Origin of the sequence: Streptomyces stelliscabiei, from assembly GCF_014873495.1 — a bacterium.
Taxonomy (GTDB): domain Bacteria; phylum Actinomycetota; class Actinomycetes; order Streptomycetales; family Streptomycetaceae; genus Streptomyces; species Streptomyces bottropensis.
Map to the genome: position 1 here is coordinate 3,477,105 of NZ_JADBGF010000001.1, position 19,780 is coordinate 3,496,884.

18 protein-coding genes are annotated in these 19,780 nt (G+C 73.6%); 8 read left to right on the forward strand and 10 right to left on the reverse strand.

Annotated elements, in window-relative coordinates; genetic code table 11:
* Positions 1 to 30: 30 nt before the first annotated feature.
* The 4 genes from H4687_RS15170 to H4687_RS15185 are packed head-to-tail and all read right to left on the reverse strand — an operon-like array spanning position 31 to position 4,471.
* Entirely contained in the window at positions 31 to 225 is a 195-nt protein-coding gene (locus tag H4687_RS15170) for a hypothetical protein (RefSeq protein ID WP_050398256.1), read from the reverse strand.
* Positions 218 to 1,843, reverse strand: coding sequence for a phosphopantetheine-binding protein (locus H4687_RS15175; protein ID WP_046914214.1), 1,626 nt, complete (start codon positions 1,841 to 1,843; stop codon positions 218 to 220). The genes H4687_RS15170 and H4687_RS15175 overlap by 8 nt, the downstream gene beginning before the upstream one ends.
* Positions 1,833 to 3,416 carry a class I adenylate-forming enzyme family protein gene (locus tag H4687_RS15180; protein ID WP_046914215.1) on the reverse strand — a complete coding sequence of 528 codons (1,584 nt, stop codon included), beginning with the start codon at positions 3,414 to 3,416 and terminating at the stop codon, positions 1,833 to 1,835. The genes H4687_RS15175 and H4687_RS15180 overlap by 11 nt, the downstream gene beginning before the upstream one ends.
* Positions 3,413 to 4,471, reverse strand: coding sequence for a ketoacyl-ACP synthase III family protein (locus H4687_RS15185; protein ID WP_046914216.1), 1,059 nt, complete (start codon positions 4,469 to 4,471; stop codon positions 3,413 to 3,415). The genes H4687_RS15180 and H4687_RS15185 overlap by 4 nt, the downstream gene beginning before the upstream one ends.
* Before the next feature lie 218 nt (positions 4,472 to 4,689).
* Between H4687_RS15185 and H4687_RS15190 the strand changes: the two genes are divergently transcribed.
* The 3 genes from H4687_RS15190 (at position 4,690) to H4687_RS15200 (ending at position 7,290) form a co-directional block, all read left to right on the forward strand.
* A complete protein-coding gene (locus H4687_RS15190) occupies positions 4,690 to 6,246 on the forward strand; it encodes an MFS transporter (RefSeq protein ID WP_046914217.1) in 1,557 nt (518 codons plus the stop codon).
* 139 nt (positions 6,247 to 6,385) lie between these two features.
* Positions 6,386 to 6,913 carry an SRPBCC family protein gene (locus tag H4687_RS15195; RefSeq protein ID WP_046914218.1) on the forward strand — a complete coding sequence of 176 codons (528 nt, stop codon included), beginning with the start codon at positions 6,386 to 6,388 and terminating at the stop codon, positions 6,911 to 6,913.
* Complete coding sequence (locus H4687_RS15200; RefSeq protein WP_005478945.1) at positions 6,910 to 7,290, forward strand: YrdB family protein; 381 nt, start codon at positions 6,910 to 6,912, stop codon at positions 7,288 to 7,290. The genes H4687_RS15195 and H4687_RS15200 overlap by 4 nt, the downstream gene beginning before the upstream one ends.
* A 107-nt stretch (positions 7,291 to 7,397) precedes the next feature.
* Here H4687_RS15200 and H4687_RS15205 read toward each other — a convergent pair whose 3' ends face one another.
* Both H4687_RS15205 and H4687_RS15210 read right to left on the reverse strand, forming a co-directional pair.
* Positions 7,398 to 8,204 (reverse strand): thioesterase II family protein, encoded by an 807-nt coding sequence (locus tag H4687_RS15205; RefSeq protein WP_225966704.1) that lies wholly within the window; start codon positions 8,202 to 8,204, stop codon positions 7,398 to 7,400.
* A 145-nt stretch (positions 8,205 to 8,349) separates the two neighbouring features.
* Complete coding sequence (locus H4687_RS15210; protein WP_046916408.1) at positions 8,350 to 9,186, reverse strand: AfsR/SARP family transcriptional regulator; 837 nt, start codon at positions 9,184 to 9,186, stop codon at positions 8,350 to 8,352.
* 296 nt (positions 9,187 to 9,482) lie between these two features.
* Here H4687_RS15210 and H4687_RS15215 point away from each other — a divergent pair, with 296 nt between their 5' ends.
* The 4 genes from H4687_RS15215 (at position 9,483) to H4687_RS15230 (ending at position 15,196) form a co-directional block, all read left to right on the forward strand.
* Positions 9,483 to 9,809, forward strand: a complete 327-nt coding sequence (locus H4687_RS15215; protein WP_046916409.1) for a TIGR04351 family putative TOMM peptide — start codon at positions 9,483 to 9,485, stop codon at positions 9,807 to 9,809.
* Positions 9,806 to 12,181 carry a TOMM precursor leader peptide-binding protein gene (locus tag H4687_RS15220; RefSeq protein WP_046916410.1) on the forward strand — a complete coding sequence of 792 codons (2,376 nt, stop codon included), beginning with the start codon at positions 9,806 to 9,808 and terminating at the stop codon, positions 12,179 to 12,181. Before H4687_RS15215 ends, H4687_RS15220 begins: the two co-directional genes overlap by 4 nt.
* Before the next feature lie 53 nt (positions 12,182 to 12,234).
* Positions 12,235 to 13,863 (forward strand): SagB/ThcOx family dehydrogenase, encoded by a 1,629-nt coding sequence (locus H4687_RS15225; RefSeq protein ID WP_046916411.1) that lies wholly within the window; start codon positions 12,235 to 12,237, stop codon positions 13,861 to 13,863.
* A gap of 79 nt (positions 13,864 to 13,942) precedes the next feature.
* Positions 13,943 to 15,196 carry a sensor histidine kinase gene (locus H4687_RS15230; RefSeq protein ID WP_046916412.1) on the forward strand — a complete coding sequence of 418 codons (1,254 nt, stop codon included), beginning with the start codon at positions 13,943 to 13,945 and terminating at the stop codon, positions 15,194 to 15,196.
* 135 nt (positions 15,197 to 15,331) lie between these two features.
* Here H4687_RS15230 and H4687_RS15235 read toward each other — a convergent pair whose 3' ends face one another.
* The 4 genes from H4687_RS15235 to H4687_RS15250 form a co-directional block, all read right to left on the reverse strand.
* Positions 15,332 to 15,937 carry a response regulator transcription factor gene (locus tag H4687_RS15235; protein ID WP_046916413.1) on the reverse strand — a complete coding sequence of 202 codons (606 nt, stop codon included), beginning with the start codon at positions 15,935 to 15,937 and terminating at the stop codon, positions 15,332 to 15,334.
* A 98-nt stretch (positions 15,938 to 16,035) separates the two neighbouring features.
* Positions 16,036 to 17,067: a ScbA/BarX family gamma-butyrolactone biosynthesis protein gene (locus H4687_RS15240; protein WP_046916414.1), complete on the reverse strand. Its 1,032-nt coding sequence runs from the start codon at positions 17,065 to 17,067 to the stop codon at positions 16,036 to 16,038.
* Positions 17,068 to 17,118: 51 nt separating this feature from the next.
* The gene (locus H4687_RS15245; RefSeq protein ID WP_046916415.1) at positions 17,119 to 18,765 is read right to left on the reverse strand and encodes an FAD-dependent monooxygenase; all 1,647 of its coding nucleotides are present in this window, start codon (positions 18,763 to 18,765) and stop codon (positions 17,119 to 17,121) included.
* A complete protein-coding gene (locus tag H4687_RS15250) occupies positions 18,762 to 19,511 on the reverse strand; it encodes an HAD family hydrolase (RefSeq protein WP_225966705.1) in 750 nt (249 codons plus the stop codon). Before H4687_RS15250 ends, H4687_RS15245 begins: the two co-directional genes overlap by 4 nt.
* Between H4687_RS15250 and H4687_RS15255 the strand changes: the two genes are divergently transcribed.
* Entirely contained in the window at positions 19,501 to 19,731 is a 231-nt protein-coding gene (locus H4687_RS15255) for a hypothetical protein (protein WP_063778533.1), read from the forward strand. The genes H4687_RS15250 and H4687_RS15255 overlap by 11 nt on opposite strands.
* Positions 19,732 to 19,780 lie beyond the last annotated feature (49 nt).

Here is a 19,780-nt window from a genome sequence, read left to right on the forward strand (position 1 = left end):
CCGCCGGAACCGATGTGGTTCCGGCGGCGGTCAGGCCCGGTGTCCGGAGCCCGCGGGCTCCGGACACCGTCGGACCCCTGCCGCGGGGGTGGGTGTCATGTGGCGGTGACGCAGCAGGCTGTCGGCCGCGCCGCCCTCGACGCGGGAGACGGCGGCCAGCCACTCGCTCAGCCCGGTGCGGCCCAGCAGGGACCGCAGCCTGTCGCCGGCACCCTGCTCAGACACGGCCCGCGGCCTGCTCGCGCAGGGCGGACACCACGCGCCACAGCGAGGCGGGGGTGGCGAAGGTGTCGGCCATCAGCTCGGAGTCCGGGACGGCGATGCCGTACGTCTCCTCCACCCGGACCAGGACCTCCACCATCGCGAGCGAGTCCAGGCCCGCCGCCTTGAGGCTGGTGTCGGGCTTCAGTTCGCCCTGGGCGGCGAGCCGGGGCAGGGCCTCCTGGAGCAGTGCCGTGTACGTCGGGTCCCAGGGCGCGGCCGGTTCGTCGGCCGTGCCGGCGGGCGTCGTCCCCGTGGTCGTCTCGGTCATGGCGGTGATGTCCTCCGTACGTGATGCGGTGAGGGGGGAGACGGTGTGGCGCCGCAGGGCCAGGCGGCTGGCGGAGACGGTCTCGGCGCCGTCCACGACGAGTTCGGCGGGCGCCGGGTGGCCGAGGAAGCCGAGCAGGCTCGCGGACAGTCCGTAGGCGCCCACGTTGGGGAAGGCCAGCAGGTCGCCCGGGCGCAGCCCCGGCAGGTCGGCCGCGCGGGCGAGGATGTCCGCGGGGGTGCACAGCGGACCGGCGAGGGTGACCGGGGCGGGTTCCCGGTCACCGGCCTCGTCCGCCACCGGGCCGGGACCCGACAGCGGCTGGGCGGACAGGGGCAGCAGACGGCCCAGGCCCGACAGGCCGCCCAGGTGGTTGATGCCGGAGTCGAGCACCGCGTAGGTGTTGCCGCGGCTGTTCTTCACGTCGGTGACGGTGCTCACCAGCCGGCCGCTGTCGCCCACCAGATAGCGGCCGGACTCGAAGGCGACCACCGGTTCGCCGTCGCGCCAGCCCGGCAGACTCTCGTCGAGCACGGCGGACAGCGCCGACCGCAGACCGGGGTACGCGGGCCGCTCGCCCGGGGTCGCGTACGGGGCGGCGAAGCCTCCGCCGAGGTCCAGCAGGTGCAGGGGGATGCCGAGTTCGTCCCGGAGGCGGGCGGCGGTACGCACGCTCTGGGCCAGTTCGGCGAGGAGGCCGTCCTCGTCCCGGGCGTTGGTGAGCGGGAAGAAGTGCATGCCGATGATCCGGACGCCCTTCACCAGGAGCCGGGCCCCGCGCTCGGTCAGATCGTCGAGGTCGAACCCGAACTGGGACGGGCCCCCGGTCATCCGCAGGCCGCCCTGGCCCGGCGCCCCGGCCGCGTTGATCCGCAGCACACAGTCCGCGGTGACGCCGTGGGCGTCCGCGGCGGCGCCGATCCGGTCCAGATCGCCGAAGGACTCGGCGGAGAAGGTGCGCATCCCCGCCGCGATCGCCTCGTCCAGCTCGGCCGGGACCTTGCCGGGGCCGGAGTACATCAGTTCCGCCGCCGGATGACCCGCTTCGAGGGCCGCGGCCAGTTCACCGCGTGAGGTCACCTCGGCGCGGGCACCGCCCCGGCGCAGCTCGGCGACGAGATCGGGGTGCGAGTTGGCCTTCAGCGAGTAGTAGACGCGGGACGGCTGGGGCAGGGCCGCCCGCAGGTCCTCCAGCGCGGTGCGCACCCGGGCCAGGTCGTAGACGTAGAGGGGGCTGCCGTACTGCTCGACGAGGCGGCGGAGCGTCAGGTCGTCGCCGGGGGGCCCGGTGCGGTCGCGGTCAGTGGACATGGGTGCCCTCCAAGAGCCGCCGGCGCAGCTCCTTGCGGTCGGTCTTGCCGTTGGGGGTGAGCGGAAGGGCGTCCAGCACATGGCAGACGTCCGGCACCTTGGCGGCTTCGAGGCGGTCCCCCAGCCGGGCCAGCACCTGCTCCCCCTTCACGTCGGGGCTCTCGCCGACGACGAAGAGGACCATGTCGCGGTCGTCCTCCGGCACGAGCAGCGCCGCTTCCCGCACGCCGTCGATGTCGAGCACGGCGGCCTCGATCTCGACGGAGGTCATCCGCGAGCCGCGCCGCTTGAACAGGTCGTCCCGGCGGCCCTGGAAGTAGACGTGCCCGTCCTCGTCGAGGCGGCCGTAGTCACCGGTGTGCAGGGTGACCGGGCCGCCGTCCGCGCCCGGCCGGAACCGCAGGGCGGTCTGCTCGGGGGAACGCCAGTAGCCGGCCATCAGGTGCGGGCCGCGCACCACGATCTCGCCGGTCTCCCCCGTCGGGAGCGGCCGTCCGTCGTCGTCGACGACGAGCACCTCGGTGCCGGGCAGCGCGGGCCCCACCGAGCCGGGGCGGGCCAGATCGCCGTCGGGTTCGAGGATGGTGATCCGCTTGCACTCGGTGGTGCCGTACATGGGCGCCACCGACGCGCCGGGGAACGTCTCCCGCAGCGTGGCGATGAGCGGGGCGTTGAGGGCGGCCCCGGTGTTGGTGAACAGGCGGATCCGGGTGGGCCGCTGGTCGCGGGAGGCGAGTTTGACGAGCAGTTCTCCCAGGGACGGCACGAGGGGCAGGACGGTCGCCCCGTGGTCCCGGGCGAAACCGAGCAGCCGGGCGTGGTCGGCGGGGCCCGACAGCAGCAGTTCGGCGCCCGCCAGCGCGCTGAGGAAGACCTGGTAGAGGCCGTAGTCGAAGGAGAGCGGGACGGCGGTGAGCACGATGTCGTCGGGCCGGTAGTTCAGCCGTGCCGCGATGGCGCGGGCGGCGAACGCCACGGGCCCGTGCGGGCAGGCCACCCCCTTGGGCGCCGCGGTGCTGCCCGAGGTGTAGATGAGCAGGGCGAGCCGGTCGGCGGGTACCTCGGTCTGGGTACGGGCGGCCGGGTCGGCCGGACCGGACAGGTCCAGCTCGGAGACGGCGGCGACCGGCACCCCGGACGGCCAGCTCAGCCCGTCGGCACCGTCGCGCTCGGCGTCCTCGACGACGATCAGCGAGGGCTCGGAGTCGGCGAGCACCGACTGGAGGTGGAAGGCCTTCATGCCGGGGTTGATGGGCACCAGGACGGCACCGTGGCGCCAGGTTCCGTACAGCAGGGCGGTGAACTCGCGGCTGCTGCCGACGCGGGCCAGCACCCGGTCGCCGGGCTTGATGCCGTGGCCGTCCAGGATCCGGGCGAAGGAGTCGGCGGCGGCGTCGAGTTCGGCGTAGGTCCACATGCCGTAGCGGTCCCGCACGGCGGGGGCGTCGGGGTGCCGGGCGGCGGCGGCCGTCAGGAACACCTCGGCGGCGTTGTCGACCCGGGGGGCGGTCGCGGTCCCGACGGCGTCGTCGATCAGGGCCGAGGCGGGAAAGGAGGTCAGTGTGCTGGTCACGACCGCGCCTCCTCGTCGTGCGCGGCGGGGTTCTGCCAGGCGGGTTCCTCGGTGATCTCCAGCACGGCGCAGGTGGAGGTGAACCCCGAACCGGCGCCGATCAGCAGGACCGTGTCGCCGACCCGCAGCAGCCCGCGCTCGGCGAGGTCGTCGAGCCCCGCGAACTGGTCGCCCGCGCCCAGGTGTCCGCTGCGCCGGGCGAACTCCCAGCTGGTGCGGTCCTCCGCCAGCCCCAGGACGGTGCCGGCCTGCCACTCCATCTTGCTGCGGCCGCTCGCCGGGATCACGGCCCAGGTGATGTCCTCGCGCTCCTTGCCGGCGTCGGCCAGCGCCGCGTCGACGGCGGCCACCGCCACGCCCACCAGACGCTGGGTGGCCTCGCGCAGGTTGCCGTGGTGCTGGAGGTAGTGACCGAGCCGCTCGGCGAGCCCGAGCGGCTTGTCGTCGGGCAGCGGGGTGAACCCGGGGCCGCGGGTGACCACTTCCAGCGAGTTGTCGGCCCGGGTGGCGGTCGACAGCAGCTTGGCGAATCCGCCCTGGTTGGAGAGCAGCAGCGCGGTGCCGCCGTCGCCGTAGACGATGCCGGCCTCGTCGCGCCAGCGGTCGATCAGCGGTTCGCCGAAGCGGTCCGCGGTGGTGAGCATCGCGGCGGTGGCACCGGGCGTGGTGGCCAGGTGGCGGGCGGCCAGCTCCATGGCGCCCGTCCCGGCGTTGCACTCCTGCTTGAGCTCGAACGCGGGGACGTCCCTGCCGAGCGCCTTGTCCGCGACGTACGAGGCCACCGGCCACAGGGTCTGCCCCTGGAACCAGACGTAGCTGTGCAGCAGCAGGCTCACGGTCTCCGGGTCCAGCCCGGACCGCTTGAGTGCCGTGGTGGCCGCCTGCACGGCCATGTCGGGCGGTGCGACGTCCTCGTCGGCCACCCGGATGGACAGCAGGGCGTCGGCCTCGAACTGCTCGGGGTCGTACCTGCCCGCTTCCACAGCCGCACGTGTCGGATACGGCTCCGGGAGCCAGGATCCCGTGGCCGCCACGTAAACGCTTTCCCAGCGCATGGTCCTCCCATCATCGGTGGCTGATCTCTCGGCGTCGTGTCGTGTCAGGAGATGAGCCCTCAGGCGGATCGTGTGGGTGACGGCTTTGGCCCGGCTAAAGAAGGAGACCGCCGGGGCCCCTGGCGTGCGGGCGCAAGTGCGGCTTCAGCGACCCCGCCCAGGCTCGGGGCGCGTGACGTTCGGAACGCCGCGTTCAGGCCGCCGAAAGGAGCCGGCACATGCACAGGACCGAGGGGGACGGCGCACACCCCAGGCGGTGGTGGATGCTCGGGATACTGTCCCTGGCGTTGTTCGCCATCGTGCTGAACAACGGGCTGCTCAATGTGGCGATACCGGTGCTGATGCGCGATCTGGGCGCGGACATCGGGCAGGCCCAGTGGATCGTCGACAGCTACGCCCTGGCCTTCGCCGGCGTCCTGCTGACCGCGGGGGCGGTGGCCGACCGGTTCGGCCGCAAGCGGGCCACGCTCGGCGGCGCGGCGGTCTTCGGGGCCGGCTCCCTGATCGCGCTCGGCGCGGACACCCCCGGCCAGCTGATGACGGCACGGGTCGTGATGGGCCTGGGCGCCGCCTTCATCATGCCCGGCACGCTCGCCCTCATCGTCGACGTCTTCCCGGAGAGCGAGCGGGCCCGGGCGATCGGGGTGTGGAGCGGGGTCTCCGCCCTGGGGGTGGCGGCCGGCCCGGTGGTCGGCGGTGCCCTGGTCGGCCACTTCTGGTGGGGGTCGATCTTCCTGGTCAACCTGGTGCCGGTGGCCGTGGTCCTGGTCGGCGGGGCGCTGCTGCTGCGCGAGTCCGCCGACCGGGCGCCGCGGCCACCCGACCCGGTCGGCGCGCTGCTCGGCACCGCCGCCATGGCGGGGCTGGTGTTCGGCGTCATCCAGACCTCGGGGCACGCGCTCGCCTCGCTGCCCGTGGCCGGCGGACTGACCGTGCCCGCCGCGGCGGGCACCGCGTTCGTGGTGTGGGAGCGGCGGCACCCGCATCCGATGCTCGACACGGACCTGCTGCGCCGACCGGCGTTCATCGGGGCGAGCGCGAGCATTCTGCTCCTGATGCTGGGGCTGGCCGGCACCCTGTTCGTGCTCACCCAGCGGCTTCAGTTCGTGCTGGGGTACACCCCGCTGCGCTCGGGGCTGGCCGTGATGCCGGTGGCCCTCGCGGTGGTGCTGGGCACGCTGTTGTGTCCGGCGCTGGACCGGCGGGCCGGGGCGCGGGGCTGTGTGGCCGTGGGCCTGTCGGCCGCCGCGTGCGGTGTGCTGGTGCTGGGGCAGTGGGGCGAGGGGTATCCGCCGGTGTTCGCGGGTCTGGTGCTCATCGGAGTGGGCTTCGGTCTGTCCATGGCCCCCACCACCCACGTGGTGATGTCCCTGGTGCCCCCGGAGCGGTCGGGGTCCACCGCCTCCCTGGACATGACCATGCAGGAGCTGGGCACCGCCCTGGGGGTGGCCGTGGTGGGCAGCGTGCTCGCCGGCCGTTACGCCGACGCCCTGGCGGGCGCGCCCGGGACCGTGGGCGAGACCCTGCGCGCGGCCGAGCGGACCGGGGGCGAGGCCGGGCACGTCCTGGCCGCCGCCGCCCGCCGGGCCTTCGACGACGCGGCGGCGGCGGGGCTCGGTGTCGCGGCGGCGGCCGTCGCCTGCGGTGCGGTGGTCGCCGCGCTGCTGCTGCCGGGGCGGGCGGGTGCCGAGGCGGCCGTCGCGCCGTCGACCGCCGGCCCCCGTGAGACGGAACCGTCCCCTGCCCACCCGGGCGCCGCCCGCCCCCGAGCCTGAGCGCGTGCCGTACCCGTACGGCCGTGACGGCGACCGCTTCAGCGATTCTCCAGCGGCGGGGGCGACGCTGGAGACCTGGTCGTCCCGTGCCCCGTTCGCGTGGCGCCGGCACCACGAACAGCATGAGGAGATTCACCAGATGACCGTTCAGCAACGCTCGTTCCTGGGCAGAGCCCTGTATGTCGGCCCGTCACTGCGGACCCTGCACGAGCAGTACGCCAAGCACGGGACCGTCGACGCCGGTGCGCCCGTTCTCGCGTCCTGCGAAGTCACTGTCCGAGCCCCGTCGTCGGAGGTGTGGGAACTGCTGGCCGACATCGCTCGATGGCCCTCCTGGGTACCGGGGGTCCGGGAGGCGCGCCCCGACGGCGAACCCGCGCCGGACGTACCGTTCCGCTGGGTGCTGAACGGCATGCGCGTCAAGTCCACGCTGGCCGTGGTCCGGCCGGGCTCCGAGCTGTCGTGGACCGGCACGCTCGCCGGGACCCGCGGAGTGCATCGCTTCCTGCTGGAGCCGGCGCACGGCGGCACCCGTGTGCGGTCCGAGGAGTCGATCGGCGGTCCGCTGGCGGGCCTGCTCTACAGCAGCGACAAACTGCGGGCCGTCCTGGCCGACTGGACCGCGGCCCTCAAGTCCCAGGCGGAGAAGGCGGGATCGACTCGATGACCATCGCACTGGCCTACAACCCGTTCTTCCTCGCCCTGCGGTTCCTGCTGGAGGTGTTCGCGCTGGGCTGCTACGCCGTGTGGGGCTGGCGCGCGGTCCCGGGGCCGCTGCGTTTCGTCGCCGCGATCGCCGTCCCCGTGGCGATGGCGATGCTGTGGGGCAACTTCGCCACCGCCGGCGACGAGGCCCGGTCGGGGGAGACCACCTTCGACACCCCCGGTCCGCTGCGGCTGCTGCTGGAACTCGCCGTGCTCGGCGGGGCCTGGGCCGCGCTGCGGCACATCGGAGCCCTGCAGGTGGCCAAGTACTACCTGATCGTGCTGGTGGTCTACCACGTCTGCGCGTACGACAGGATCTGGTGGCTGCTGCGGCACTGACCGGATCGCACGAGGGCCCGGCGCACCCGGCCGCTCCTCCCCGAACGTCGGCGGGCCGTCCGCTCCGATCCCGGAGCGGACGGCCCGCCGGTCGTGTGCGCGGTGCGTCAGACGCCGACCGTCTGAGGGGTCGCCACGAAGTCGCGGCCGCCCACACCGGTGCGGTGGACGGTCTCGTAGCGTCGCAGCGCCTCGCAGAGCCGGTCGAGGAAGGCGCTCTCCTGTTCCCTGATGTAGAAGTGGCCGCCCGGAATCACGACGGTCTCGCAGTCCTCGGTGGAGTACCGGGACCACTCCCGTACCTCCGGGACCGTCACCAGGCGGTCGTCGGCCCCGGCGAAGGTGTGCAGCGGAATCGGCAGCGGGGTACGGTCCACGCTCCCGGCGCCCTCGCAGAGCATCAGGTCGCCCCTGACGACGGGCAGCAGCGCCGCCAGCCACTCGGGCCGGTCCAGCAGCACCCGCGGCAGGCCCCCCAACGCGGCCAGCCCGCGCATGAGTTCCGCGTCGTCCGCCACGTAGCCGTGGGTGAGGGGCGGGGCGGGCAGGTGCGGGGCGCGGTGGGCCCCGAGGAGGAGCGCGAGGGGGAGCCGTTCGCCGCGGGCCCGGCGGTGCTGGGCCAGGGCGAAGGCGACGAGCGCCCCCATGCTGTGCCCGAACAGCACGTGCGGGTGGTCGAGTTCCTCGCCGAGCTCCCGGTCCAGGTCCGCCACGAGCGCGGGGAGATCGGTGAAGCGCGGCTCCGTCATCCGGCCCTCACGGCCGGGCAGTTGCACCGGCAGCACCTCGACCCCGGTTCCCAGCCGGCGCTGCCACCCGGCGTAGGCGGAGGCGCCCCCGCCCGCGTAGGGGAAGCAGAACATGCGCAGGCGACCGTCGTGGCGTGGACCACCGCGTCTCAGATATCGCGTCATAGTGACCGGAACTCCTCTCGTTGCGCGGTGGCCACCAGGTGGCCGGTACCCGCCGTACCCACAGCGTCGGGAGCGGCGCTTAAGGGCCGCCAAACGCCCAGGGCGCGGAGAGGAAGGCTCCAGCCCCGCCTCGGAGAGGCGGGGCTCAGACCGAGGCGGGCGTGAGCGGTACGACGCGCAGTCCGTCGCCGGCGGACACGGCCGGATCCGGTGACTCCAGGACGGGGTCGGCCCGCAGGATCGCCTGGTGCAGCCGCTGCAGCCGCGTCGACGGCTCCAGCGCGAGTTCCCGGATCAGGCACTGGCGCAGCCGCTGGTAGATGCCGAGGGCGTGGGAGGGCCGGCCGGAGCGGTAGAGCGCGAGCATCAGCTGCGCGTGCACGGTCTCGTGCAGCGGGTGCTGGGCGGCCAGCGCGGTCAGCTCCCCGAGCAGCGCGGCGTGCCGGCCGAGCCGCATGTCGGCTTCGATCCTGGCGTCCAGCGCGCCCAGTCTGGTCTCCTCCAGCCGTACCGTCTCGACCTCCAGCGCCCGGCCGATCTGCACATCGGCCAGGGCGGGTCCCCGCCACAGCGCCAGCGCCTGGTGCAGCAGCGCGGACGCCTCCCGGGCGGCGCCCTCGCGCAGCGCCGTCTGCCCGGCCACGGACAGCCGCTGGAACTGCGTGGCGTCGTCGGGCCCGGCCACGTCCAGCGCGTAGCCGCCGTAGCGCGTGCACAGGATGTCCTTCGGCCCGCGTACCGCGGTCGGGCCCAGCACCGTGCCCAGCCTGCGGCGCAGTTGCCGTATATAGGTCTGGAGGGTGGCGGGCGCGGTGCGCGGCGGGGCGTCCCCCCAGAGTTCGTCGAGCAGGGTGGACACGGTCACGACCTGGCCGGCGTGCAGGGCCAGCAGGGCGAGCACCTGACGGGGCTTGGCCGCGCTGGGCACCACGGACGTGTGGTCGAGCTGGGCGACGAGCGGCCCCAGGACCCGGATCTCCATATGTGGACTCCCTCCAGCCAAAACCGCTCGGGATGCGTTTCGGGGCTCTCCACAGTGGCATGGCGGCCCGCGCCGTCCCAGTGATCGCTTCATCGCTCACGCGTGAATTACCGAGGAGGTGACCCATGACGAATTCACACGTGAGGCATGAACGGAACACTGTCGGTGACGACCCTCGTCCCCGAAGAATCCTGTCTGCCGGTCCGACCACGGCGACGTCCGATCCACCACACACAGGTTCAACGGAGGGCAACGTGCACGAAGGCGTTATTTCCACTCTCGACGGTGCGTGCGACATGGACCAGGCCGTGGGTCTCGACCGCACCCCCGCCCAGGAACTGCGCTTCATGGAGCTGGTCGCACAGGCGTGGCTGGAGCCCGAGCTTTCGCGCCGCTACCAGGTGGACGCCCGTTCGGTGCTCGACGAGTTCGGCGTCACGCTGGCCCAGGGAGAGCAGCCTCCCGCGCTGCCCGAGAACCCGGCGTGCGAGCTGACCATCGAGGAACTCTCGCGGCCGGCGAGCGCCCACGCGTTCCTCTGCTTCTGCCTGTCGCCCGACAACCCGATCCCGGCCCACCAGTTCACGGGCGCGGGGGCCGGGAGCCGGGCGGTCGTGCGGTGACCGCCCTGTACGGGGAGCGTCCGGCGCAGGTACCGAGAACGCACGACCGGCGGCTCGTGGGTTTCCGCAGCCATCTCAGAGCGGAGGTCGTCGCCGACGACGCGGCCTATCTGCTGTCCGACCGGGGGGTGACCGCTCTGCAGGGCGATCACATAGAGGCTCTGGTGCCCCTGCTGGACGGGACCAGGGACCTGACGTCCGTGCTGCGGGACGCGGCCCCCGAGATCCCTCCCGAGCGGGTGGGGCGCCTGATCGGGCGGCTCGCGCAGGCCGGTCTCGTGGGGTACTCGGCGCCGGCCCCGGCCGGCGGCTGCGACGACCCGACGCGGCCCGCCCACGCGTACTGGGAGCTGGCCGGGCTGGACGGCACGGCGGCCCTCGGGCGGGTTGCCGCCGCTCCGCTGGACGTCCTGACGGTGGGCGGCGCGAACGCCGAGAAAGTGGTGGAGGCGTGCCGGGCCGCGGGACTGGCGGTCTCCGGTGACGGCCACGGTGCGCACCGCGTGGTCGGGGACGACGCCACCCGGCTGTCCCTCGTCGTCTGCGACGACTACCTGAACCCCGAGCTGCGCGAGATCGACGCCCTGCACCGGGCCACGGGACGGTCCTGGCTGCTGGCCAGGCCCGGTGCCTCCACCGCGTGGGTCGGCCCGGTCTTCCGGCCGGGCGCCGGCCCCTGCTGGTCCTGCCTGGCGCACCGGCTGCGCGGCCACCGGCTGTGCGAGGCCCCGGTGCGGCGGGCGCTCGGTCTGGCCGGGCCGGTGCCCCGGCCCGCCGCCCAGGTGCCGCCGACCGCCGCCGCGGCCGCGCAGCTCACCGCGCTGGAGACGGCGAAGTGGCTGGCCGGCTACCGCTATCCGGGCCAGTCGGCGGTCCTGACCCTGGACACCCTCGCCCTGACGACCCGTCATCACGAGCTGCGGCGCCGCCCCCAGTGCCCGGACTGCGGCGACCCCGGCCTCGTCGCGCGGCAGGTGCGGCAGCCGGTGACGCTCGCCTCGCGGCCCAAGGCGCCGCGCGCCGGAGGGGGACATCGGGCGCACTCCCCGCAGGAGGTCCGCGACCGCTACCTGCACCTGGTCAGCCCGGTGACGGGGGTGATCGAGGAGATACGCCGGGACCCGCGGGCCCCGGAAGGTCTGCACTGCTACCTGGCGGGCCGCAACGCCGCGCTGGGCGGGACCGACCTGGCACGGCTGCGGGCCGGTCTGCGTCAGCTCAGCGGCGGCAAGGGCGCCACCGCGCTGGACGCCGAGGTGAGCGCCATGTGCGAGGCGCTGGAGCGGTACAGCGGCACCCTCCAGGGGGACGAGCCGCGCGTGAGGGACAGCCTGCGCGGTCTGGGGGACGCGGCCGTCTCCCCGGACGCCTGCCAGTTGTTCGCCGCCCGGCAGTTCCGTGACCGCGAGCGGTGGAACGCCCTGCACGGCGCGTTCCAGTACGTTCCCGAACCCTTCGACGACCGGGCTCCGGTCGACTGGACCCCGGTGTGGTCCCTCACCGAGGGCCGGCAGCGGCTGCTGCCCACCGGCATGCTGTACTTCCCGGGCTCGCTGGACGGGGCGTCCCCGCCGGTCGCGGGCCGTCGCTCGCTGCGCGCCGACTCCAACGGCAACGCCGCCGGCAGCAGTCCCGAGGACGCGATCCTGCACGGCTTCCTGGAACTCGTCGAGCGGGACGCCGTGGCCCTGTGGTGGTACAACCGCACCCGCCAGCCGGGTGTACGGCTGGACGGCCCGGGCGGTTTCGGCGACGGCTGGAGCGAGGAACTGCTCGACGTGTACCGGCACCTGAACCGTGAGGTGTGGGCACTGGACCTCACCGCCGACCTGGGCATTCCGGTGTTCGCGGCCCTCTCGCGGCGCACCGACAAGCCCGCCGAGGACATCATGTTCGGGTTCGGCGCGCACTTCGACCCGGCCGTCGCGCTGCGCCGCGCCCTGACCGAGATGAACCAGCTGCTGCCCGCGGTCATCGGCGCCGGGCCCGACGGCACGGGCTACGGCTCGACGGACCCCGAGCCGCTCGGCTGGTGGTGGGGGGCGACCGTCGCCACCCAGCCCTACCTGCTGCCCGACCCCGCGCAACCGGCGCGCGGCCCGGCCGACTTCGTCTTCCGCGACCGTCAGGACCTGCGGGAGGACGTCGAGGACGCGGTGGAGCTGCTGCGCGGGCACGGCATGGATCTGCTGGTGCTCGACCAGACCAGGCCCGACCTCGGGATTCCGGTCATGAAGGTCGTCGTACCGGGGCTGCGCCACTTCTGGGCCCGGTACGCGCCCGGCCGGCTGTTCGACGTACCGGTGCGGTTGGGCCGGCTGGCCGCGCCGACCCCGTACGAGGACCTCAATCCCGTCCCCCTGTTCGTCTGACTGTTCGTCCGGAACGGCGCCCCACCGCCGTTCCCGTCCCTCAGGAGCCCCCGATGTCCGCCGAAAGGCCGTTCAGCTCAGCCGCGACGACGCGGAGCGACAGGCGCTGTGTCGCCCTGTGGTCGCTCCGCGAGGACGTCCTGGTGGACATGGGGGGTGCTGACGGTTCCGTGGTGCTCTCCGGGCGGTGGGGGGAGTCCCGGCTGCTCCGGGCGGGCCCGCTGGTGCGCGAGGCCCTGCGGCGGATGAGCCTCGGCCCGATCTCGCTGGCCAACGTGGTGGCCGAGATGGCCGCCGAAGGCACCGTGCGCCCCTCCTCGCCCGGGGGGCGCACGGCCGGCGCCGCGGACGAGCAGGCCGAGATACTGATGCTGCTGCACCGGTTGCGGCACCTGGTGGTGCGCTCGCTGATGCTGGAGGACGCCGAGCAGCCGCTGCTGTCGGTGGTCCCGATCGTGCAGTCCGCGCGGTACCGGCCGGACACCGTCGACCGGGACCGACCGGTGCGGCTGTCCCGCTTCGCGTTCCTGCGCAGCGAGGGCGAGGGCTTCGTCCTGGAGAGCCCCGTGTCGCTGTACCGGGTCGTGGTGCACGGTCCGGAGGCCGCCTGGGTGATCGGGATGCTCGGCCGCGCGCACACCGTCGACGAGATCACGGCGGCCGTCCCCCTGCCCGCCCCGGCGGTCGCGGAGATCATCGCCTATCTGCTGGGGACCGGCATGCTCCTCGCCTCCGAGCGGGTGCCCGCGGAGGGAGACCTCCCGGGCCGGGTGGGCGCGGACGAGGACGGCAGAGGCGGCGTCGCCGCCGTCCCGACGTTCGCGGAGGACCAGGACCCGGCGCTGCTGTCGTGGGGCGCCGTCGACCTGCTCTTCCACAGCCGCTCCACCCTCGGCCGGCACGACGCGGACTTCGGCGCCACCTATCCGCTCGCCGACCGCCTGCCCCCGGCCCCGGCCGTCAAGCCGCTGCCGGACGGACCGCGCTTCTCCCTGCCCCGGCCCTCCCTGAGCGAGGTGGCGGCCGCGGATCCGCCGCTCACCACCGTGGTGGAGGAGCGGCACAGCATCCGGTCCTACGGCTCGGAGCCGCTCACGGCCGCCGTCCTGGGCGAGTTCCTGTACCGGGCCCTGCGGGTCCGCGGCCTGCACGAGCGGCCCGGCGAGGGCCGGCACGCGGAGGGGTACACCGACCGGCCGTATCCCAGCGGCGGCCGCGCCTACGAACTCGAGTTCTACCTCACCGTCCGGGACTGCGCCGGCATCCCCTCGGGCACCCACTACTACGCGCCGCTGGAGCACTGCCTGGTGCATCTCGGCGAGGGTGCGACGGACGCGACGACGGCGGAGCTGCTCGCGGAGGCGCAGATCAGCGCCGGGCTGGACGCACCGCCCGCCGTGGTCATCACCATCACCTCGCGCATCCACCGGCTGTCGTGGAAGTACAGCGGTCTCCCCTACTCCCTGACGCTGAAGCACGTCGGCGCGGTGATCCAGAACCTGTATCTGATCGGGACCGCGATGGGCCTGGCCTCCTGCGCCCTCGGCAGCGGCGACATCGAACTGGCCGCCCGCACCACCGGAACGGACTGGCTCACCGAGCCGAGCGTGGGCGGCTTCGCCCTGGGCGTGTCCCCTCAGCCGTCACCAAGCATCCACGTAAAGCACACAGTTGATCCATGAGTCCTGCATCTAACACTTAAAGTTCATAGTTCCCGCATAGACTGATCGCTCCTTGATCCCGTTCGTGTGAGGGGTATTCATGGAGGCAGCCGCGCCGGACGCGGAGACAGACGCCGACATTTCCTTAAGGGACACCGCCGACGGCGGGGTCGGCGGCAATCCCCCTCTCTCGGCGGCGGTGCGGTTCCTGGGCCTCAGTGCCCCGCCGCCCCGGCTCGCCCGAAGCGTCGTCCTCGTCGTCGAGTGCGGGTTCGTCCTGACCGGCTTCCTGAACATCGCGGACGCCGAGCCGGGACCGCTCACCCTGGTCGCCTCGGCGTTCGGTTTCAGCCTGGTCTTCCTTCTCCAACTGGTGCACACCGCACAGCGGTTCCGGCGGTTCAGGGCCCGCTGGTACCGGTGGACACTCACTCTCCAGGCCCTGATCACCTATCTGCCGCTGTTCGCCCTGGGCTTCGGGTGGGGCGGGATGGCGGGATTCCTGGGCGCCTCCCTCCTGCTCGTGCTCCGGCAGACGGTGGCCTGGCCGCTCTTCGGGCTGGTCGCCGTGGCGGCCGCCGCGACCGGGCCGCTGCTGGGCATGGACCTCGTCGGCTCGGTGTACATCGCCGTCTCCACCGTGCTGACGGGGCTGATCGTGTACGGCCTGAACCGGCTCGCCCAGCTGGTGGTCGAGGTGCACGCGGCCCAGACGGAACTCGCCCGGCTGGCCGTCACCCAGGAGCGGCTCCGCTTCGCGCGTGACCTGCACGACCTGCTCGGCTTCAGCCTGTCCGCCGTGACCCTCAAGAGCGAACTGGCGTGCCGTCTGGTGCCCGCGGCCCCGGATCGGGCCCTGGAGGAGCTCCGGAGCATCCTGGAGATCTCCCGGCAGGCGCTCGCCGACGTCCGCACCGTCGCCCGCGGCTACCGGGACATGTCGCTGACCACCGAGGCGGTGTCGGCGCAGGCCGTCCTGGCGGCCGCCGGCATCCAGGCGGAGGTGCGGTGCCGTGTGGACCTCCCCGAGGGGGACGTGAACACCATCATGGCCACCGTGCTCCGGGAGGCCATCACCAACCTGCTGCGCCACAGCAAGGCGGAGCACTGCCGGATCGAGAGCCGCAGGACGTCCTCGGGCGAGCTGGAGCTGACCATCGCCAACGACGGGGTGCAGAAGACCGCCACGGGCTTCCGGGACCCCTCCTCCGGCGCGGACGGCAGCGGTCTGGGCAATCTGCAGTTCCGGCTGACGGCGGTCGGCGGCCGGCTGGCGTCCGGACTGGACGAGCAGGGGTGGTTCGTCCTGCGGGCCACCGCCCCGCTGCGCCGGGGCGCCCGTCACAGCACCTGAGCACCCGCCTCCGGGCGGGTGCGCGGCGCCCGCGCCGGCGTCACGGGCAGCGGAAGGGAGCGAGGGCCGGGCGGGTGGTCGTGCCACCGGCCCGGCCCTCGTGGTCCCCCTGGCCGCTCGGCGCCGCGCGCCGGGCTACAGCCAGCCGCTCTCCCTGGCCACCCGGATCGCGTCGACGCGGTTGCGCGCGTTGAGCTTGGTGACGACGGTCGTCAGGTAGTTGCGCACCGTGCCCACCGAGAGGAACAGCCGGCTCGCTATGTCGGCGGCCTCCGCTCCGTCGGCGGCCATCCGCAGCACCTCCGTCTCACGGGGCGTCAGCGGGTTCTCCCCGTTGTCGAAGGCCGCGAGGGCCAGCTGGGGGTCGATCACCCGCTTCCCCGCCGCGACGTCCCGCACCGCGTCGGCCAGCCGGTCCGGCGGCGCGTCCTTGAGGAGGAAGCCGCCCACCTGGGCCGCGAGCGCCTTGCGGAGCGTGCCGGGACGGCCGAGGCTGGTCAGGATCAGCGTGCGGCACGAGGGCAGTTGCCTGGCCAGCTGGGCCGCGGCGCTCAGTCCGTCGAGACCGGGCAGGTCCACGTCGATGACGGCGACATCGGGCTCACACTCCAGCGCCGCGGGGACGATCCGGTCCCCCCGCTCGACCTCGGCCACCACCGTGAGGTCATCCTCCAGGGTCAGCAGGGCGACTAACGCCCCCCGGACCATGTGCATGTCCTCGGCGAGCAGGATGCGGATCACTGTGCTCCCCCCGTCGGGCCGAGACGATCAGGACGGCCCGTTCGACGAGGACACTACTTGACCCAGAGTGTGCGTAAAAGATCAGAGAGCGATTTCCTTTAAACTTCATCTTCATTGCGGGGGCACTGCGCCACTTCGAGCCGCATGGCGGTGGTGACCGTGTCCTCCTGCACCGCCTCCACCGCGACCGGGATGGTGAAGGCGCCCAGGGCCTCGTCCGACCGGAATCCGCCCACCGTCGCCCGAAGGCTGGTGATCCGGTCCAGTTCGGCATAGTCGGTGAAATCGGTCTCTATGGAGGCGACGGACAGGCTGCCCGGGTCCAGGCCGTGCAGCCGGGCCACGGAGGCCACCGCCAGCTGACGCGCCGCCTCCATCTGCAGATGGCCCGGCACATGGTCCAGCGGATGGTCGAAGACGTGCGGATGGCTGGTGTCCACCACCAACTGGCAGGCGAAACGGCCCTGTTCACTGTCCGCGACGGGCTCGGTGACGAACACGTTCCTGGCGTCGCGCCGCCCCACGGAGCACGGTTCGGCCGCCGTGAACCGCGGCAGCAGGAACCCGGGATGGTCCGGCAGCTGCCGCCTGCTGCGCATCGCCCGGTACGCCGCTTTGGACAGGATCAGCAGCCCGCCCTCTCCGCGCATCGCGGGCCGCCCGTCGACGGCGACGTCCCCGGTGAAGGTGAACCCCTGGATCCGGCCCGCCCTGTTGCGCCGGGTCCGCACGCTCACGTCGACCCGCAGATCGGCCGGCCGCCGGCCGATGCGCAACGGTTCGAACGCGGTGACCCGCAGCCGGAGGTCCCGGAAGATGAACGCCGAGCCCAGCTCGACCTCCAGGTGGCGGTGGGCGATCAGGACCCCGGCCTGCCGCACCACCTCCACCAGCAGGGTGAAGTCGTACGACGGGGAGGACTCCCCGATCAGATGGCCGCGCGGCAGCTGGGCGGCGACCGCGTACGTGTCCTCGCCCGTCTGCGCCGAGTCGGTGACGAAGACCTCGGCTATCGAGGCCCGGTGGACCAGGGTGCGGGGAACGGTCGCGTCGTAGCTCAGCTCCGCCTCGGGGGTTCGTGGGCACACCGGTGCCGTCTCGGACGCGAGGGCGGACGTGGAAATGCTCATGGTCGGTCCTTCCAACAAAGTCTCGGTGTCGCGAACGGTGGGCCGAGCCGGTCAGGGCAGCTCGGCGGGGACCGGCGCCGTGAGGGCCGGACGGGACGGCAGCCGGGCGAGGAGCCCGTCGAGGCCGGCCGGGGCGGAGCGGGCCGCGACGACACCGTCCGGCCGCACGTACGCGATCCACGGGGAGCCGGCCCCGCCGAGCGTGTCGCCCTGTTCCCGGGCGACGATCAACTCGCCCTCCCCGTGCGGTACCTGCGCGTCGGCGGTGTCCGCGGGCCGGATCCACAGCACCTGCGCGATGTCGTCGGCGCCGCGCTCGCGCACCGCCTCCGCGGCGCGCGCGGCCACCGCACCGGCCGCCCCGGCGCCGTGCACCAGCAGGGTGTGCCGCCCGGCCGCCAGGTGATCGTGCAGCGTCGCCGCGGCCGTGCCGCGCACCGGGGTCAGTGCCGCGTCGGGAGCCCGCCGCCCGGGCCTCAGCGTGCGCGGCGCGCCGGCCACCGCGTCGGACGCGGTCACCGCCGGGCTCCCGGAGTGGTCCAGGTCGAGCTGGGCGAGCAGGGGGATCACCTTGCGCTCCAGCAGGCCGGTCGCGGACAGCACCCGCATGACCGTGTTCCGCAGGAGCCGGGCCGCCGGACTGCGCAGCAGCCACATCCGGGTCTGCTGGTCGCCGTTCGCGACCGCCCGGACGGACGCGGGGCGGCGCTCCGCCTCGTAGCTGTCGAGCAGGGCCGGGTCACCGCCGCGGACGACGCTCGCGAGCTTCCAGCCCACGTCGTAGCCGTCCTGGACACCGGTGTTGAGTCCCTGGCCGCCGGCGGTGGTGTGGGCGTGCACCGCGTCGCCCGCCAGCAGGACCGGGCCCTCACGGAACCTCGGGGCGACCTTGGCGTGCACCCGGAAGCGGCTGGTCCACCAGGTGCCGTGCAGCCGCAGCCCGCCCGGGCCCCGCTCGTCGAGGAGCCGCTGCAGCAGCTGTTCGGAGGGCGGTTCGGTCCGCTCGTCCGGTTCCGTGTCGAAGAAGACCCGGTGACCGTCGGGCTGGGGGACGATCACCAGCACCCCGTCGGGCGTGATGTGGTGCTGGACCTCGGCCTCGGCGGACGCGCCCTCCAGCCTGCCGTCCCCGATCAGGAACGTACGGTCGAAGGTGTGCCCCTCGAAGGGGATGCCGACGCTGTCGCGCACCAGGCTGCGGGCGCCGTCGGCGGCGACGAGCCAGGGCACCGTCACCGACTCCTCGCCCCCGGCCGCGCTCAGGGCGACGGTCACCGACTCCTCGGGGCCGCCCCGGCGCACGGTCACCGCCGTGACCTCGGTGTCCCACTCGACCGTGCCGCCCAGCTCCGTCAGCCGGTCCAGCAGCGCCCGTTCGGTGACCGGCTGCGGCACACAGAGGGGGCCGGGGAACGCGGTGTTCGTCAGGGTGCCGAACCGCGCACCGGCGATGCGCCTGCCGTTCGACCAGTACGACGCCCCGGCCAGCGGCAGCGCGGTCCCGGTGAGCTTCTCGGCGACCCCCAGACGCTCCAGGCATTCGAGCGCGCCGCTCCACAGCACCAGCCCCTTGGGGGCGATGCCGGGGCCGGGGCGCCGGTCGACGACCCGGCAGGGCACACCGAGGTCCCACATCGCGCATGCGGCGCTGAGCCCGGTGGGCCCGGCGCCGACGACGAGGACGGGCGTGGCGGTCACCGGGCACCTCCCGCCGCCGCGGCGGCGGCCACGGCCACCGGGCGGTGCAGCAGCGCCGAGATCTCGCGGACGGCGCTGTCGGTGTCGGCGAACAGCACGGTCCGCATGCCGAGTTCGGCGGCGGCCCGGCAGTTCTCGTCCGTGTCGTCGACGAACAGGCACCGCTTCGCCGGGGTGCCGAGCCGGTCCAGCAAAATCCGGTAGACGGCGGGGTCCGGCTTGCGCACGCCCTCCCGGTGCGAGTCCACGACCACGTCGAAGAGTTCGTCGACGGGGACCTGGGCGCGCCACAGCGGTTCCCACTCGCGGACGTTGTTGGTGAGCAGGGCGAGCCGGTAGCCGTCGCGGCGCAGGGCGCGCAGGAACGACAGGAACGGCTCGTTGGGGCGCCGGCCCCGGAACCACAGCTCGCCGAAGCCGCGTCCGTCCGCCAGGATCCGGCCCGCGCCCTCGGGGAGCTGCGCGAGGATCCGGTCCACCATCTGCCGCTCGGTGATCTCGCCGGTCTCCAGGGCGGCCATCGGGGTCTCCCCGTGCAGCTCCGTCGCCGCCAGGAACGCCTGGGCGAGGTCGCCCGCCTCGATGCCGGCCAGTTCGGCGAAGGCGGCGAAGGTCTCCACGAGCGGGTTGGTCAGCACTCCTCCGTAGTCGACGACGATCGTGTCGACCGCCATGGCGCTCCCCTCGCCCACCGCGACGCGGCGTACGAACCGCGCCTGTGGCCCGGTCTGGTGTGTGGATGTCATCGGACTGGTCCCCCTTGCTCTGGTTGATCTGGTGCGTCTGGTGCGTCTGGTGCGTCTGGTGCGTCTGGTGCGTCTGGTCGATTTTTCGGGCCTGGTGGGGCTGGTAGGGCTGGTGGGTCTGGTCGGTCTCTTGGGGCTGATGGGGCTGATGGGGCTGTGCCTCGTGTGTCTCGTCGATCCCTTGGGACTCCGGGGGCCCCGGGCCCTGTGGATCTCGTAGGCCCGGACCCGGGCGGCGCGTGCCGGTGCGGGCGGCGGGTGTCGTGCGG

What these genes read in the sequence shown, in the direction of transcription:
- H4687_RS15230 (WP_046916412.1), top strand. Translation starts at nt 13,943, where the DNA reads ATGGAGGCAGCCGCGCCGGACGCGGAGACAGACGCCGACATTTCCTTA.
- H4687_RS15225 (WP_046916411.1), top strand. Translation starts at nt 12,235, where the DNA reads ATGTCCGCCGAAAGGCCGTTCAGCTCAGCCGCGACGACGCGGAGCGAC.
- H4687_RS15250 (WP_225966705.1), bottom strand. Translation starts at nt 19,511, where the DNA reads ATGACATCCACACACCAGACCGGGCCACAGGCGCGGTTCGTACGCCGC.
- H4687_RS15190 (WP_046914217.1), top strand. Translation starts at nt 4,690, where the DNA reads ATGCACAGGACCGAGGGGGACGGCGCACACCCCAGGCGGTGGTGGATG.
- H4687_RS15175 (WP_046914214.1), bottom strand. Translation starts at nt 1,843, where the DNA reads ATGTCCACTGACCGCGACCGCACCGGGCCCCCCGGCGACGACCTGACG.
- H4687_RS15210 (WP_046916408.1), bottom strand. Translation starts at nt 9,186, where the DNA reads ATGGAGATCCGGGTCCTGGGGCCGCTCGTCGCCCAGCTCGACCACACG.
- H4687_RS15205 (WP_225966704.1), bottom strand. Translation starts at nt 8,204, where the DNA reads ATGACGCGATATCTGAGACGCGGTGGTCCACGCCACGACGGTCGCCTG.
- H4687_RS15195 (WP_046914218.1), top strand. Translation starts at nt 6,386, where the DNA reads ATGACCGTTCAGCAACGCTCGTTCCTGGGCAGAGCCCTGTATGTCGGC.
- H4687_RS15240 (WP_046916414.1), bottom strand. Translation starts at nt 17,067, where the DNA reads ATGAGCATTTCCACGTCCGCCCTCGCGTCCGAGACGGCACCGGTGTGC.
- H4687_RS15215 (WP_046916409.1), top strand. Translation starts at nt 9,483, where the DNA reads ATGGACCAGGCCGTGGGTCTCGACCGCACCCCCGCCCAGGAACTGCGC.
- H4687_RS15200 (WP_005478945.1), top strand. Translation starts at nt 6,910, where the DNA reads ATGACCATCGCACTGGCCTACAACCCGTTCTTCCTCGCCCTGCGGTTC.
- H4687_RS15185 (WP_046914216.1), bottom strand. Translation starts at nt 4,471, where the DNA reads ATGCGCTGGGAAAGCGTTTACGTGGCGGCCACGGGATCCTGGCTCCCG.